Origin of the sequence: Streptomyces sp. NPDC002619 (assembly GCF_042889305.1) — a bacterium.
GTDB lineage: Bacteria > Actinomycetota > Actinomycetes > Streptomycetales > Streptomycetaceae > Streptomyces.
This window is the reverse complement of record NZ_JBIAQV010000014.1, coordinates 39,507-55,057: the sequence shown is the minus strand read 5'-3', so window position 1 is coordinate 55,057 and position 15,551 is coordinate 39,507. Positions and strand designations below refer to the sequence as shown.

At 71.2% G+C, this 15,551-nt stretch carries 15 protein-coding genes and 1 pseudogene; 9 read left to right on the top strand and 7 right to left on the bottom strand.

The features are described from left to right. The first annotated feature begins 4 nt into the window (after window positions 1–4). Together ACFYXB_RS22495 and ACFYXB_RS22490 are read left to right on the top strand one after the other, a co-directional pair. Complete coding sequence (locus tag ACFYXB_RS22495; protein ID WP_389585087.1) at window positions 5–1,597, top strand: FAD-binding oxidoreductase; 1,593 nt, start codon at window positions 5–7, stop codon at window positions 1,595–1,597. 75 nt (window positions 1,598–1,672) lie between these two features. Next, window positions 1,673–2,554, top strand: coding sequence for a YegS/Rv2252/BmrU family lipid kinase (locus tag ACFYXB_RS22490; RefSeq protein WP_351351724.1), 882 nt, complete (start codon window positions 1,673–1,675; stop codon window positions 2,552–2,554). A gap of 15 nt (window positions 2,555–2,569) precedes the next feature. On the opposite strand, the gene ACFYXB_RS22485 is transcribed toward ACFYXB_RS22490, so the two are convergent. Together ACFYXB_RS22485 and ACFYXB_RS22480 are read right to left on the bottom strand one after the other, a co-directional pair. Further along, window positions 2,570–2,785, bottom strand: a complete 216-nt coding sequence (locus tag ACFYXB_RS22485; RefSeq protein ID WP_351351721.1) for a hypothetical protein — start codon at window positions 2,783–2,785, stop codon at window positions 2,570–2,572. A 79-nt stretch (window positions 2,786–2,864) separates the two neighbouring features. After that, window positions 2,865–3,236 (bottom strand): helix-turn-helix domain-containing protein, encoded by a 372-nt coding sequence (locus tag ACFYXB_RS22480; protein ID WP_351351718.1) that lies wholly within the window; start codon window positions 3,234–3,236, stop codon window positions 2,865–2,867. A gap of 123 nt (window positions 3,237–3,359) precedes the next feature. Between ACFYXB_RS22480 and ACFYXB_RS22475 the strand changes: the two genes are divergently transcribed. Both ACFYXB_RS22475 and ACFYXB_RS22470 read left to right on the top strand, forming a co-directional pair. Next, on the top strand, window positions 3,360–4,010 hold the full coding sequence (locus ACFYXB_RS22475; protein ID WP_389585082.1) for an FMN-dependent NADH-azoreductase: 651 nt from the start codon (window positions 3,360–3,362) through the stop codon (window positions 4,008–4,010). Window positions 4,011–4,312: 302 nt separating this feature from the next. Next, window positions 4,313–6,175, top strand: a complete 1,863-nt coding sequence (locus ACFYXB_RS22470) for a M1 family aminopeptidase (protein ID WP_389585080.1) — start codon at window positions 4,313–4,315, stop codon at window positions 6,173–6,175. A 59-nt stretch (window positions 6,176–6,234) separates the two neighbouring features. On the opposite strand, the gene ACFYXB_RS22465 is transcribed toward ACFYXB_RS22470, so the two are convergent. Next, entirely contained in the window at window positions 6,235–6,843 is a 609-nt protein-coding gene (locus ACFYXB_RS22465; protein ID WP_389585077.1) for a flavin reductase family protein, read from the bottom strand. A gap of 9 nt (window positions 6,844–6,852) precedes the next feature. Continuing rightward, window positions 6,853–7,962 (bottom strand): PP2C family protein-serine/threonine phosphatase, encoded by a 1,110-nt coding sequence (locus ACFYXB_RS22460; RefSeq protein WP_389585074.1) that lies wholly within the window; start codon window positions 7,960–7,962, stop codon window positions 6,853–6,855. 334 nt (window positions 7,963–8,296) lie between these two features. On the opposite strand from ACFYXB_RS22460, the pseudogene ACFYXB_RS22455 reads away from it, so the two are divergent. From ACFYXB_RS22455 to ACFYXB_RS22445, 3 genes and pseudogenes are all read left to right on the top strand, one after another. After that, window positions 8,297–8,693 (top strand): annotated as a pseudogene (locus ACFYXB_RS22455) (glycoside hydrolase family 2); the annotation flags it as partial. Window positions 8,694–8,877: 184 nt separating this feature from the next. After that, a complete protein-coding gene (locus ACFYXB_RS22450) occupies window positions 8,878–9,939 on the top strand; it encodes an NAD(+)/NADH kinase (protein WP_389585072.1) in 1,062 nt (353 codons plus the stop codon). Window positions 9,940–9,995: 56 nt separating this feature from the next. Further along, window positions 9,996–10,985, top strand: a complete 990-nt coding sequence (locus ACFYXB_RS22445) for a TDT family transporter (RefSeq protein WP_389585069.1) — start codon at window positions 9,996–9,998, stop codon at window positions 10,983–10,985. Here ACFYXB_RS22445 and ACFYXB_RS22440 read toward each other — a convergent pair. From ACFYXB_RS22440 to ACFYXB_RS22430, 3 genes are all read right to left on the bottom strand, one after another. Beyond that, entirely contained in the window at window positions 10,948–11,202 is a 255-nt protein-coding gene (locus ACFYXB_RS22440; protein WP_389585066.1) for a hypothetical protein, read from the bottom strand. The genes ACFYXB_RS22445 and ACFYXB_RS22440 overlap by 38 nt on opposite strands. Before the next feature lie 221 nt (window positions 11,203–11,423). Beyond that, window positions 11,424–12,038, bottom strand: coding sequence for a carboxymuconolactone decarboxylase family protein (locus ACFYXB_RS22435; protein ID WP_389585064.1), 615 nt, complete (start codon window positions 12,036–12,038; stop codon window positions 11,424–11,426). A 5-nt stretch (window positions 12,039–12,043) separates the two neighbouring features. Further along, on the bottom strand, window positions 12,044–13,195 hold the full coding sequence (locus ACFYXB_RS22430) for a glutathione-independent formaldehyde dehydrogenase (protein WP_351351690.1): 1,152 nt from the start codon (window positions 13,193–13,195) through the stop codon (window positions 12,044–12,046). Between the two features lie 332 nt (window positions 13,196–13,527). On the opposite strand from ACFYXB_RS22430, the gene ACFYXB_RS22425 reads away from it, so the two are divergent. Further along, complete coding sequence (locus ACFYXB_RS22425; RefSeq protein ID WP_389585061.1) at window positions 13,528–14,418, top strand: serine hydrolase; 891 nt, start codon at window positions 13,528–13,530, stop codon at window positions 14,416–14,418. Window positions 14,419–14,503: 85 nt separating this feature from the next. Further along, window positions 14,504–15,418 (top strand): AraC family transcriptional regulator N-terminal domain-containing protein, encoded by a 915-nt coding sequence (locus ACFYXB_RS22420; protein ID WP_389585059.1) that lies wholly within the window; start codon window positions 14,504–14,506, stop codon window positions 15,416–15,418. The last annotated feature ends 133 nt before the right edge of the window (window positions 15,419–15,551 follow it).

Below are 15,551 nucleotides of genomic sequence, written 5' to 3'. Positions count from 1 at the left end.
GTTCATGGACATGCTGTGGAGTGGCTGGGGCGACCCGGCCAAGGCGGCACCGCTGCCCGACACGGTGATCGGGCTGCTGCGCGACCTGCTCGGCGTCAAGCCGCACAGTGCCGCCGCACCGGCCCTCGAGGGCATCGCCGTCCCCGACCCGGAGGTGGACCCCACCGCGCTCGCGGACCTGGCGGACGCCGTCGGCGACGCGGCCCAGGTGCGCACCGACGCCGAGAGCCGCATCCGGCACACCCGCGGCAAGTCCACCCCGGACCTGCTGCGGATCCGCTCCGGTGACGTGACGGACGTACCGGAGGCCGTCGTCCTGCCCGCGACCCACGACGAGGTGCTCGCCGTGCTGCGGGTCTGCCGCCGGCACGGCCTGGCCGTGGTCCCGTTCGGCGGCGGTACCTCCGTCGTCGGCGGCCTCGCCCCGCAGCGGCGCGGATTCGTCGCCCTGGACCTTCGCCGCATGGACGGCCTGCTCGACCTCGACCCGGTTTCCCGCACCGCCACCCTGCAACCCGGTCTGCGCGCCCCGCACGCCGAGGCGCTGCTGGCCGAACACGGCTTCACGCTCGGCCATTTCCCGCAGTCCTACGAGTGGGCGACCATCGGCGGATTCGCGGCGGCCCGCTCCAGCGGACAGGCCTCCGCCGGATACGGCCGCTTCGACGAGATGGTCCTCGGCCTCACCCTCGCCACTCCCCGGGGCACCTTGGAGACGGGCCGCGCCCCGCGCTCGGCCGCCGGACCCGACCTGCGCCAGCTGGTCCTCGGCTCCGAGGGCGCCTTCGGCGTCATCACCGCCGTCACCGTACGGATCCGGCCCGTGCCGCAGACCCGCGTGTACGAGGGCTGGCGCTTCGCCTCGTTCGAGGAGGGCACCGCCGCCCTGCGCCGCCTCGCCCAGGACGGGCCCCGTCCCACCGTGCTGCGCCTGTCCGACGAGACCGAGACCCTCATCGGACTCGCCCAGCCCGACGCTATCGGCTCGACGGACGGCGGGCAGCACGCCGGATGCCAGGCGATCGTCGGCCACGAGGGCACCGAGGAGGACACGGCCCACACACGTGAACGCGCCGCCGCCGTTCTGCGCGCGTACGGCGGCACGTATCTCGGCGCCGAGCCCGGTGAACGCTGGGCCCACGGCCGCTACTCGGCGCCGTACCTGCGGGACGCGCTCCTCGACGCGGGCGCCTTCGCCGAGACGCTGGAGACCGCCACCTTCTGGTCCCGCATCCCCGCGCTGTACACCGCCGTCCGCGCGGCCCTCACCGACGCCCTCACCGGGGCCGGCACACCGCCGCTGGTGATGTGCCACATCTCCCACGTGTACGAGAACGGCGCCTCCCTGTACTTCACGGTGGTCTCCGCCCAGGGCGAGGACCCGGTCGCCCACTGGACCCCGGCCAAGCACGCTGCCAACGAGGCCGTCCTGGCCGCCGGCGGCACGATCAGTCACCACCACGGGGTGGGCACGGACCACCGCGACTGGTATGCCAGGGAGGCCGGTGTCCTGGGCGTCGAGGCGCTCCGTGCGGTCAAGGACCGCCTGGACCCGGACGGGCTCCTGAACCCCGGGATCCTGCTCCCGCTCGACTGATCCGGCCAGAACGCCCCTGCCCGCCCCCGCCCGGCACGTCCGGGTCACCCCTCGTCATCGCCCGGAGGCACACCGATGCGCCAGTTCACCGCCGTCGTCAACCCCACCGCGGGCGGCTCCACCGGGGCGGCGGCGCTGCTGCACGTCGGCCGGCTGCTGCGGGAGGCCGGGGCGGAACTGGAGACCGAGTACAGCCGCAGCCTGGCCCATGCCCAGGAACTGGCTCGCGCCGCCGGTGAGCGGGGCCGGGTGGTGCTCGCGGTCGGCGGCGACGGCATCGCGGGCGGGATAGGCGGCGCCCTCAGCGGCACCGGCACCGTCCTCGGCCTGGTCCCCGCGGGGCGCGGCAACGACTTCGCCCGCGCCCTCGGCCTGCCCGCCGAACCCGCCGAGCTGGCCCGGATCCTGCTCCACCACGAGCCCCGGCACGTGGACACGATCGAGGTGGAGTCGGCCGTCCACCCTCGGACCGTGGTGCTGGGCAGCGTGTACGCGGGCGTCGACGCGCTCGCCAACCGCCACGCCAACAACGCGCGGCTGCTGCGCGGGGCGGCCTCCTACTACGCCGGCGGGCTGCGCGCGGTGACCACCTGGCGTCCGGCCACGTACCGCGTCACCGTCGACGGACAGGACCACGACCACCGCGGCTACACCGTCGTGGCCGCCAACTCGCCGTACTACGGCTCCGGTCGGGCCATCGCCCCCGACGCCAGCGTGGACGACGGGCTGCTCGACATCGTCCTGATCCGCGAGGCCCCGCGCCGCCTCTTCTTCGCCCTCATGAACGAGCTCAGCACCGGCGCGCACGTCAACCGGCCCGAGGTGGAGGTCCTGCGCGGCCGGGAGATCCGTATCGAGGCGGACCGTGCCGTCCCCTACGGCGCCGACGGCGAGGTCGAGGCGACCCTCCCCGTCACGGCACGGGTGCGCCCCGGCGACCTCGCCGTGCTGTGCTGAACCGCTGAACGGCGCTTACGCGAAAAGCCCCTTGACGACGCGTGAGGCGGCCTCGTGCTCCGCGGCGGGTGGGGAGAGCTCGCTCAGCGTGTCGAGGTGCCAGTCCTGCTGAAGTTCCGTCTCCCAGGCGGCGGCGAGCCTCTCCTGTTCCCCGCGCGGCATCTCGTGGACCCGCTCGCGGTCGTGCGGGTTCAGGGCGGTCAGAAATCGCTCGACGGTCTCGATCGGCATGTCGTTCTCCTCGATCACGTGACGTGCCCCCGCCAGGACACCGTCCCCGCGTGATCGATACCGCCGTCCGCCGACGCCGTCAGTTTCCGGCGGGCTCCATGCAGGGACCGCTCTCCGGCAGGTGCTTCTTCGCCCACTCCCCGAGTTCCTTGAGCGCGGGTTCCAGCGCGGCTCCCGTCTCGGTCAGTCGGTAGGAGACCCGCAGCGGCGGCCCCTCGTCGACCTCGCGCACCACGAGCCCCGCCGCGCCGAGTTCGGCGAGCCGGTCCGAGAGCATGCGCTCACTGATGCCGGGGACCGCCCGGCGCAGATCCGCGAAGTGCACCGGCTGCGCCAGGAGCACCGAGATGATCGGGCCGCTCCAGCGCTTGCCCAGCAGTTGGAAGACGCGCGTGATACCGCCGTCGACTTCCTTGCACGCGTTCACGTCGTGGGTCTGCTCCACCGCCATGGCCACATCGTACTACCACACCCCCAGGGGATGAAAAAAAGTAAGTCCATGTGTTAGATATAGCGAAGTACGAAACCTCAGCCCGCGGCGTTCCGTCCCGGGCGTGTTCCTCTGGAGACACGCATGGCCACCCTGCTGCACATCGACTCGTCCGTCTTCCCGCACGGGGCGTCCTCGTCCCGCGCCGTGACGGACGCCTTCCGCAAGGCGTGGGAGGAGCAGCACCCCGAGGGCACGGTGATCTACCGCGACCTGTCCGCGAACCCCGTCCCGCACATCACCGCCGACGCCCACACCGCCGGCTTCGCCGCCCCCGACGCCCACACGCCCGAGCAGGCGGCCGCCTTCGCTGAGCGCGTGCGCCTGATCGAGGAGCTGGAGGAGGCGGACGCCGTCCTCATCGGCGCGCCGATGTACAACTTCACGATCGCCTCGACGCTCAAGGCGTGGCTGGACAACGTGATCCTGTTCGGCCGCACCGCCGGCGAGGCCCCCTCCGCCAAGGGCACCCCGGTCACCGTCGTGGCCAGCCGCGGCGGTTCCTACGGGCCCGGCACGCCGCGCGAGGACTTCGAGTACGTGCAGAACTTCCTGAAGGCGATCCTCGCCGACACCCTCTCGCTCGAACTCGACTTCATCGTCCCCGAGCTGACGATGGCCCCGCACAACCCGGCGATGGCCGAGTTGGTGCCGCTGTTCGAGTCTTCCCGTGACCGCGCCCTGCAGGACGCGACCACCAAGGCCAAGGCCCTCGTCGAGCGCCTCGCCGCCTAGTCGGACCCGTCCGAGAGGGCGCCGTGTCACGACCCGGTCCGCCGGGATGTGACACGGCGCCCTCGCGCGCATGTCGGGCCTCGCCAACCTGCGTTACGACAACTTTCACCCTCTTCATGGCATGTTCCGGTCAAATCTGGCAGGCTTTCAGAGCCGTGCCCGGACCCCGAAAGGGCACGGCGGATCTCTCGTCCAAGCGATCGAGCAAGCGAAACGCGCACCCCGCGACCGCCCTGGCGCACCCCAGCCGACCGGGCGGCCACCGAGCAGGCCGGAATCCGGCCTTCCTGAAGGAGTTTCGTGTGAGATCAACCCCCCACAGGGCGTTCGCCACAGGCGCCCTCGCGGTCGCCGCGCTGGCCGCCGTCACCCTCCCCGCCACCCCGGCCGCCGCCGAGCCGCCCGCCGCCGCCCCGGTGGCCGCCGCCTGCACTCCGGCGCAGGTCGTCGCCAACGGTGGCTTCGAGAGCGGGACTTCGCCCTGGACCCAGTCCACCTCCGGCATCATCACGAGCCGCACCGGCGAGAGTGCCCACGGCGGCACCAGCTTCGCCTGGCTGAACGGCGTCGGCAGCACCCACACCGACACCCTCACCCAGAGCGTCACGATCCCGAGCGGATGCAGCGCCGCCACCCTCACCTTCTGGCTCCACATCGACACCGCCGAGACGACCTCGTCCACCGCGTACGACAAGCTCACGGCGAAGATCGGCAGCACGACGCTGGCGACGTACTCGAACCTCGACAAGAACACCGGCTACGTGAAGAAGTCGTTCGACGTGTCGGCGTTCGCGGGCCAGACCGTCAACCTCGCCTTCACCGGCACCGAGGACTCCAGCCTCCGGACGAGCTTCGTCCTCGACGACGTCGCCCTCGACACCTCCGGCGACACGGCCCCGCCGGCCGACTCCACACGAACCCCGGCCGCACCCGCGTACACCGTCAGCCTGAGCAGCAACACCGGCGGCACCGTCTGGACCGGCCACGAGAGCGTGACCTTCACCAACGCCTCCTCGACCGCGCTCAGCGAGGTGTACCTGAGGCTCTGGGACAACTACCACGGCACCTGCTCCGCCCCGCCGATCACCGTCACCAACGTCACCGGCGGCACCGCGGGCGCCCTCTCCGTCGCCTGCACGGCCCTCCCGATCGCGCTGCCGACACCCCTCGCGCAGGGCCAGAGCGCCACGATCGGTTTCGACCTGGGCATCACCGTGCCCAGCGGCGCCGACCGCTTCGGCCACGACGGATCGTTCAGCTTCATCGGTAACGCCCTGCCCGTGCTCGCGGTCAAGGACGGAGCGGGCTGGCACCTGGACCCGTACACCAACAACGGCGAGTCGTTCTATTCGCTGGCCGCCGACTTCAAGGTGACCCTGGACCACCCCAGCACCCTGCTCGTCCCGGCCACCGGCACCTCCACCGACACCCCCGGCTCCAGCGGTCGTACCGTCACCACGGCGACCGCCGCCCAGGTCCGCGACTTCGCCTGGGCCGCCGGCCCGTTCACCAAGATCTCCGGCACCTCGACCAATGGTGTCCCGGTGAACGTCTACTCGGTCTCGGGCATCAGCTCCTCCAGCGCCCAGTCCATGCTCACCACCGCCAAGTCCGCCGTGGACGCCCACGCGACACGGTTCGGCGCCTACCCGTACGGCGAATTGGACGCGGTGATCGACAACAACTTCTGGTTCGGCGGCATGGAGTACCCGGGCTTCGTCCTCGACCTGGTCAGCACCACGGCCCTCACCCATGAGATCGGCCACCAGTGGTGGTACGGCATCGTCGGCGACGACGAGTACAACAGCCCCTGGCTGGACGAGTCGTTCACCGACTACGCCACCGACCTGGCCCAGGGCAAGACCGGCGCCAGTTGCTGGAGCAGCGTCTCCTGGGCCTCCTCGGCCGAGAAGATCACCAACTCCATGGCCTATTGGGACGCCCACTCGTCGCGGTACTCCACCGTGGTCTACGGCTACGGCAAGTGCGCCCTGCACGACCTGCGCCGTCTCATCGGCGACACGGCCATGACCAATCTCCTGAAGAACTACGCCACTTCGCACTGGTACGGCGTCTCGACCACCGCCGAGTTCAAGGCGGCCGCGCAGGCCGCCACGAGCACGGACCTGACCTCGTTCTGGACCCAGCACCGCATCGAGGGCTGAGCAGGCACCGGTTCGCCGCGGCTCACGCATCCCGTGCGAGCCGCGGCGGACCGGCACGGTCAGTCGCGGTCCCAGTCCCGGTACGGGATGCGGGCCAGTTCGTTCACCTCACCGACCGTGCCCCACTCGTTGCCGCCCAGCCGGGCCAGGGGGCGCAGCAGCCGGATGTCCGGCCGCCCGTTCACCAGGACGTCCTCGCTGACGGAGGCGTGCACGACGCGGCCGAACACCACCGTGGAGTCGCCGAGGCACAGCGTCGAATGCAGCGTGCACTCCAGCGCGACGGGAGAGGCGGCCACCCGCGGCGGCCGCACCCGCAGCGACGGCTCCCGCTCGATGCCGACGGCCTCGAACTCGCCCACCTCTCGCGGGAAGTCCGTCCCGGTCGCGTTGATCTGCTCGAAGAGCGGCTCGGGAGCGAGGTTGACGACGAACTCGCGCGTCTCCTCGACGTTGCGCAGCGAGTCCTTGCGGCCCACGGAGGTGAACTGCACGATCGGCGGATCGACGCACGCGACCGTGAAGAACGAGTGCGGTGCCAGATTGGCCGTCCTGCCGTCACCGCTGAGGGTGGACACCCAGGCGATCGGCCGGGGCACGACCACGGCGGTCAGCAGACGGTAGAAGGAGCCCGGACCGATGGAGTCCGGCGAGTAGTCGACGCGCATGGCAGCACGCTATGCGCCCGGCCCCGACGACGCGCGACCCGACCCCTCCTCGGGGGGCAGATACACGGTGAGCGCGGCGGTGTCGTCGTGCAGTTGGTTGTGGCTGTAGGCGACCAGGTCGTCATGGAGCCGGTCCAGCAGCTTCCGGGGCGGCAGCGGCCCCCAGGAGCGGACCCGGTCGACCAGCGGGTAGAAGGCACCGGACGGGGCGCGGGTCTCCGTGACGCCGTCCGTGTACAGCAGGACCTGGTCGCCGGAGCGCAGGTCGTAGCTGTCGACGTCATACGGCTCCCCGACCAGCATCCCGATGTTCAGCGGCGGCGCGGACCGCCCCCGGTCCAGTTCGCGGACCTCGCCGGGGCGGACGAGCAGCGGCGGCGGGTGGCCGCAGTTGACGACGCGCACGATCCTGTCGTCGGTGACGATCTCGGCGAAGACGGCCGTGGTGAACCGCTCGACCACCTCGCTGCCGCTGCCGGGCAACTGCTCGGCATGGCGCGACATGCTGGTCTCCACCCGGCCCGCGAGTGCGGGAAGATCGGGCTCGTCGTGCGCGGCCTCGCGGAACGCGCCGAGCAGCGTGGCGGCCGTCTCCACCGCCTGGAGCCCCTTGCCGCGCACGTCGCCGATGAGCAGCCGCACCCCGTGTGGGGTGGGCACGGCCTCGAAGAGATCGCCGCCGATACGGGCCTCCGCGGCGGCCGACAGATAGAAGCTCTCCAACTGGAGCTCCCCGATCCGGTGCGGAACCGGCCGCAGCAGGACGCGCTGCGCCATGTCGGCCACGAAACGCACGTCGGCGAGGGTCCGCTCCCGTCGTATCCGATGGGCGGCCAGGATGGTGCCGAGGGTGCCGACCAGCGCCGTACACACGTACGCGGCCACATAATGCCGCTCCCACAGATAGCCGACCGAGCGGCCCGCACAGCACGGAGTGCCCGCCAGGACCGCTTCGAAGCCGACGGCGAAGACCGTCACGCCGGCGACGACGACGGGCCCGTGCGCGAAGGCCGCCACCAGCGGCAGCGCGATCAGCACGAAGCTCACCGGCCACAGCACCGGCGTGATGGGCTCCAGGACCAGCAGGCCCACCACGTAGAGAGCCGGGAGCCAGCGCATCCACGCCGGGGGACCGGGCAACTGCGGCCGTACGCCGACATCCGGCCCGGCCTCACGATCCGCCCGACGGTTCGACCGACGCAGCCTGAACACACCGAACTCCCCGCACAAGATCCCGACAAGAGGTCCAGCCTGCTGTTCGCGGCCAGGGAACATCGGCCATTGCTCCACTCAGCGGCATGTCCGGGCCCGGTCACGGCCGTACACACGTCAGCCGGCGGCGCGGCGTAGCGCGATGGCGTGATCTGTGGGATACGCGTCGGGATCGCCCTGGCCCCGCCGGGCGTGTGCGGCGCGCGGTCCCACGCATCATCCCCGCACCCACACCAGGACGGACGCCATGACCGGCGGCATCATGGACGAGCACGGCTATCCGAGTCCCGCACTGCCACCCCACCCGGACGGCAAGCGGGCCCCTGGTCAGCGGCGAGTACGGCGGCCTCGGCCTCGCGGTGCCCGGACACGCCTGGTCGGTGCAGCAGTCGTACGTCGACGTCGACCCGGCCACCTACACCGACGACTACCTCACCAAGCTCGCCGAGGTGCACGCCCTCGCCTGCAAGGGCGGCAACGGCGCGGTGTACACGCAGATCACCGACGTCGAGGGCGAGCTCAACGGGCTGATCACCTACGACCGCAAGGTCGTCAAGCCCGATGTGCGGCGGCTCGCGGCGGCCCAGCGGTCCCTGACCGCGGACGCGTCCCGCGCTACCCCGGCGGGTTGCGCCTGATCCCGCCCCGCCCGGCGAGCACCTCCCCGCTCGCCGGGCGGCCTGTTCTCCGGGCGCCGGCGGCGGGCGCGGCGATCGCCGTGATCGTGGCCGGGGCCCGGGTGAGCGGGCTTTCCGGCGGCGTGCGGTCCGAAGTGGTGGAACGCTGGGTGGTGAATAGGGGCGAGGTGTCTTGGAGGCCGGCGTGACGGTGAGCCGTATCGGCATGGTTGTGCACAGCGGACGCCCGGAGGCCGCGGACGCCGCGCGGATGGTTCGCGCGTGGTGCGCCGACAACGGCGTCGACTGCGCGGACATCGACGTGTGGCAGGACGGCGGGCGCCACAGTGCCGAGGAGGAGGTCGAGGCAGCGGGCGATCCGGACCTGATCGTCACCCTGGGCGGTGACGGCACCTTCCTGCGGGGCGCCCGGCTCGCCGCCGAGCACGACGCCCTGATCCTCGGGGTCGACCTCGGGCGCGTCGGTTTCCTGACCGAAGTCCCCGCGCGCGCCGTGTGTGCGGCGCTGGACGCCGTACGCGAGGGGGAGCTGACCGTCGAGAGCCGCATGCTGCTCACGATGCGTGCCTCCTGCCAGCTCAAGGTGCCCTCGGGCATGGAGGAACTCCTGCGCTACGGCCGCGGTCCGCTGCTGCCGCCGCCGCGCGTGCGCGGCGAGTGCGAGAAGGGTGACGACTGGGGCGTCGCCCTGAACGTCACCGCGCTCAACGACATCGTCCTGGAGAAGCTGTCGAGGGACCGCCAGGTGTCGGTCGGTGTGTATCTCGCCGGCCGGCTGCTGGCTTCGTACTCCGCCGACGCCCTGCTCGTGGCCACGCCGACGGGTTCGACCGCGTACAGCTTCGCCGCCGGCGGTCCTGTGGTCTCGCCCCGGGCGGAGGCCCTGATCTTCACGCCGGTCGCCCCGCACATGGCGTTCAACCGGTCCGTCGTGGCCGCCCCCGACGAACCCATCGCGCTGCGCGTCCTCGAGCGGTCGGGCCAGGCCGCCGTCAGCATCGACGGCCAACTGCGCGGTGTGCTCAACCCGGGCGACTGGATCGGCGTCTACGCGGCAACGCGCCGGCTTCGGGCGGTCCGGCTCGGACCGACGGACTTCTACGGCCGCCTGCGCGAGCGCATGAACCTCACCGACGCGCCGGCCGCCCTCGCCGACGGATCGGCCGCCCCGCTGTGGCCGGTGAAGACCCCACCACCGGGCGACCTGGCACATCTCGCACTGCCGTCCGCGCCGGGGGACGAGTAGCGCCGCCGGCTGGGACGACGGTGTCGCAGCGATCACGTCGGCCCCGGGCCGATGAAGTGCCGCGGGCTCTGCCGGCCAACCTGTTCGGCGTCTGCTTCGGCATCGCGGGTCTGGCGGAGATGTGGACCACAGTCCACGATCTGGGCGGGACGGCGCGTTGGCCGGGTGCCGCCCTGTGGCTCACGGCAGGGGCGGCATGGCTGGTCACCGTCCTCGTCTACGCCAAGCGCCTGGTCGCGCGGCGCGCATGGCGAGCCGAACTCGGCCACCCCGTCCAGGGTCCCTTCGTCTCGGTCGCCGCCATCGTCGTCATGCTGCTCGGTGTGGCCCTGGCCGGCTACCAGCGACCGGTCGGTGAGGGCGTGTACCTGGTGGGTCTGGTCCTCACCGTCGGCTTCGGTGCCTGGATCACCGGGCAGTGGATCACGAACGACATGCGCCTGGTCCAATGGCACCCCGGCTACGCACTGCCCACGGTGACCGGTGGTCTGCTCGGGGCGGCCGCCAGTGCGAGCCTCGGCCACCGGACCTTGGCGTACGTCATGTTCGGCTACGGCGTGCTCTGCTGGGTGCTCGTCGGTTCCATCCTGCTCCTGCGCCTTGCCACACAGCCGGCGCTCCCTGACGCGCTGCTGCCCACCATGGCCATCGAGGTCGCTCCGCCTGTCGTCGCCGGAAACGCCTGGCTCACGCTCAACGGCGGCTCCATCGATCCCTTGGCCGCCGGCCTGGCGGGTCATGCCGGGTTCATGGTGCTCCTGCAGATCGCGTTGATTCCCCTCTACCGACGAGCTCCGTTCGGCCCCGGCTACTGGGCGTTCGCGATCTCGTACACGACAGCCGTCACCCTCGGCATTCGCTGGCTGTCCCTGGAACAGGTGCCCGGCCGCCACGAGCTGACCTGGCTCCTGGTCACTCTGTCGACCGCCGCGATGGTGTTGCTGGCCACGTGTACCGTGCTGGCGCTGATGCGCGGCACGTTCCTGCCCCGGACATCGGACACGCAGCCTACGAGTGGCGCAGCCACCGGTTCGGAGGAACGGTGACGACACCGGTGCGCGGAAGGCGATTCACCCGCAGCCAGGCGTGAGCGAGGCAGCGCCGTTCGCTCTCGTGGAATTCGACCTGGTCCGCCAGGTGCTCGATGATTCCCACACCGCGCCCCTGCTCGTCGGGTTCGAGGCCGGCGTCCGGGTGCGGGACGCGGGGTCCGGTGTCGGCGATGCCGAGGGTTCCGCTGTCGAAGGTCAGCAGCACCGTCATGTCGGCAGGCTTGCCACGAGAGCGGCCCGAGTGGGAAGTGTCATCGCGGCGGATCCCGCGATGTCGTCCACGTCGACGTGGTCTTCCGCATCGCTTCCCGGCGGACACGGCGCCGTGGGGGATCCTCGCACGACCGTCTCCTCGTGGCAGGCCTCGAGCCCGGCCCGGAGTGCGGGTCGCCGTCGGCAGGACGGGGGTGGCGACCCGCACGATCGGGGGCGTCAGGCGTGCTGGTGCGGCGTGACGAGGGGGAACTCGTTGTCGGTGTCGGCGACGATGTTGAAGTAGTTGGTCAGGATGTTGAGCGCCAGGTTCCCGACGACCTCGGCGATCTCGGCGTCGGTGACGCCGGCGGCGCGGGCGGTCTTGAACGCGGTCTCGTCGATCGCCCCGCGGCCTCGGGCGATGGCGGCGGACAGGGCGAGCAGGGCCGCCGTGTGGGGGTCGGCGGACTCCGCGTGGCGGGCCCGCTCGATCTCGTCGTCAGCGAGGTTGGCCACGCGCTTGCTCACGAAGGAGTGCGCGGACAGGCAGTAGGTGCAGCGGTTGTACTCCGCGGTGGCCAGGGAGAGACGCTCGCGGACAGCGCCGGGCAGCACCCCGCCGGCGAGCCCGCCGGACAGGCCCATCCAGCCCTTGAGCAGCGCGGGGCTGTTGGCCATCACCTTCGCCATGTTCGGTACGGAGCCAACGCTCTTCTTGAGCTCGGCGAGCAGGTCGGCGGCCTCGCCGGTGGCCTGGGCGGGGTCGATCTGGGGCAGCGTCGAGCTGAGGGCGGCGCACGCGAGCGGGGCACGCGACGCGCGTGCCCCGCTCTCTGTCGTCCGCCAAATCACATCTCTCAGGCCGCGAGCGCGTGCCCGGGATGCAGTACGACCTTGGTGTAACCCTCGATGCGCTGGTCGAACTTCTCGTACGCCTGCGGCGCCGCGTCCAGCGGGAGTTCGTGGGAGACCACGAAACTGGGCTTGGCCCGCCCGGCGATGATCAGGTCGCGCAGTTGGCGGTTGTACTGCTTGACGTTGGTCTGGCCGGTGCCCATCTGCTGGCCCTTCTCGAACATCTTGCCGATGGAGACCAGCAGTTGGCCGTGCTTGGCGGCCTCGTCGGGTCCGCCCGGGTCGGACGGCACGTACAGACCCGGCACGCCGAGCCTGCCCGTCGCCCGTACCGTCTGGACGAGCGTGTTGAGGACGACGGCCGGTTCCTCGTGGCTGGCGTCGTGCGACTGTGCCTGGTAACCGACGGCGTCGACGCCCTTGTCGGTGCCCTCGCCACCTGTCATCTCCTTGATCTGCTCGGCCGGATCGCCCTTGGTGAAGTCGATGGGGATGGCCCCTATCTCCGCCGCCTTGGCGAGCCGCTCGGGCACCCGGTCCACGGAGAACACCTTCGACGCACCGCGCAGCAGCGCCGAGTAGGCGGCCATCAGCCCCACCGGTCCCGCGCCGAAGACGGCCACGCTCTCGCCCGGGGACACCTGGGCGAGTTCACAGCCGTGATAGCCGGTCGGGAAGATGTCGGCGAGCAGCACGAAGTCAGTCTCGAACTCCTCGCCCGGCGGCAGCTTGAGGCAGTTGAAGTCAGCGAACGGCACCCGCAGCAGCTCTGCCTGGCCGCCCTTGTAGGGGCCCATCGCCACATAGCCGTAGGCCCCGCCTGCGAATCCCGGATTGACCGTCAGACAGAAGCCGGTCTTCCCGGCGAGACAGTTCTTGCAGAACCCGCAGGCCACGTTGAACGGCATGACGACCCGGTCGCCCTCGGACAACGACGTCACACCGGAGCCGACCTGCTCGATGATGCCCAGGTTCTCGTGGCCGAAGACGATGCCCGACTGGGCTGCCGTGCGGCCCTCGTACATGTGCAGGTCGGAACCGCAGATCGCGGACGACGTGACGCGTACCAGCACGTCGTTCGGGTGCTGGATCTGCGGATCGTCGACATCCCTTACCGTCACGCTGAACGGCTTCTCGTAGACGACTGCCTTCACCTGGATCACCTCCGCGTCGAACGCCGTACGGCGACGAAACCACGGAGAACTGACCGCGAGAACACGCATTGAGACGCTGCCCGCCGGCCGGTGTCGTAGCCCCAGGCGCTCATGCTTCACCACTGGTACTTCCAGGGAACGCTCCCGCGGCAGGAGTCGCAAGCCCGCGGTCCGGCTGTGGTTCTCCCCACAATCCGCCCGAAACGGTGCCTCGCGTGGCGGCCGTCACGTCGCTGAACGGGCGTTTTGGCTACCTTCGCAGGTCTGTGCCCCTCTCCTCCGAATCTTCCGAGAACCGCCGAATCTCCCGCGAACTGCCGAGGCCCCGCACCATGCCGTACCGACGCTCCCTCCCGTCCTCACCGCCGCACGCCGGGCACCGCAGTTCCCGTGTCGGGCGTGCCGCGGCCTGCGCGGGTGTTCTCGCGGCCTCGGCGGCGATGATCCTCTCGGCCGGCGCGCTCAATCCGGCGGCCGCGGCCTCCGTACGGCCCGACGCCGCGACGGCGGACTTCCTCGCGCGGGTGCAGCCGCAAGGCAAGGATCGGGTCACGGCCGCGGTGCTCGACCTCGACGGCACGAGCGGCAAGCCCGTGGTGTATGGCGACGACGTCCACTACGACACCGCCAGCATCGTCAAGGTCGACATCCTCGCCGTCGCCCTGCTCCAGGCGCAGGATGCCGGACACGGCCTCACCGCGAAGGAGCGCGCCCAGGCGGAGGTGATGATCGAGCACAGCGACAACGCGGCGGCGAACGCCCTGTGGCGGCGGATCGGCCTCGCGCCCGGTCTCGAGGCGGCGAACAAGCGGCTCGGGCTGACCTCGACCAAGGGCGGCCCCGGCGGCAAGTGGGGGCTCACCCGGACGACGTCGAGTGACCAGATACGACTGCTGCGCGCGGTCTTCGGCACCGGCTCGGCCGGCTCCTCCGCCCTGGACGAGGCGTCCCAGACCTACATCCGCACCCTGATGGCCCGCATCGCCGGCGAACAGGCCTGGGGTGTCTCGGCCGCCGCCGGCTCCGGATGGGCCCTGAAGAACGGCTGGCTGCAGCGCAACACGACCAGTCTGTGGGACGTCAACAGCGTCGGACGGATCACGTCGGGCGGTCACCACTACCTCGTGGCGGTCCTGTCGGACGGCAGCCCGACGATGAAGGACGGCGTTTCCCTGGTGGAACGCGCGGCCCGAACGGCGGTCACCAAGGCCGCCGCCCGCTGAGAATCCGGCGGCCGACTCTCGCACGTCCTTGCACGATCCTCCCGCGCCCAGGAGCGGGGGCCCGCCCCTGTGGTGCAATCCGGTCATGGATCGTGACCGCCTCGACGAGTTCCGCGACCTGCTCGCCCGGCACGTACGCCCCGACTGGACCACCGCGGTCGACGGGGTGCTCATCTCGAAGGTCGAACGGTCCGACCCGCCGTCGCCGTCCATGTCCGGCACCGTGCTGGCGGTCATCGCGCAGGGCGCCAAACACCTCGCGCTGGGCGACCGGGTGTACGAGTACCACGCCGGGCAGTACCTCGTGGCGTCGGTCGACCTGCCGGTCACCGGTCACTTCGTCGGCGCCAGTCCGCAGCACCCGGCGCTGGGGTTCGGGCTCACGCTCGAACCGTCCGCCGTGGCCGAGGTGCTGCTGCAGGCCGGTCCCGGCGACGTGCCCCACGCCGGCGGGAGCGCGCTGCCCGGCATCGCCGTCAGCGACGCGCCGGACGCCCTGCTGGACGCGGTGATCCGGTTGCTGCGCCTCCTCGACGAGCCGCGTGACCGGGCGGTCCTCGCCCCACTCGTCAAGCGCGAGATCCTGTGGCGGCTGATCAGGGGCGAGCAGGGTGGCATCGTGCGCCAGCTCGGCCTCGCCGACAGCAGCCTCAGTCACATCGCGCGGGCGGTGCGCTGGATCCGCGAGCACTACGCGCAGGCCTTCAAGGTCGAGGACGTGGCGCGGCTGTCCGGCATGAGCGTGTCGGCCTTCTACCGCAACTTCCAGGCGGTGACCGCGATGAGCCCCATCCGGTTCCAGAAACAGATCCGGCTGCAGGAGGCCCGGTTGCTGCTGGCCACACACCCGGGCGACGTCACGGGCGTCGGCCGGCGGGTCGGCTACGACAGTGCCTCGCAGTTCAGCCGCGAGTACCGCCGCCAATTCGGCGCGCCGCCGAGCGAGGACGCGACCCGTCTGCGCGACAGCGTGCGGACGGCGGCGCCCGTGCTTCCGTAGGGCCCGGCGGGCGGCCTCACTCTTCGGCGTCCGATCCCCTCTGCTGGTCGTTGTGAGGCAACCTTCGGCGGATCCTACGAAGTTCCCGGAGTGCGTGTTCCGGTGGCGCGAGAAAGCTGATAGGAAACTTTCC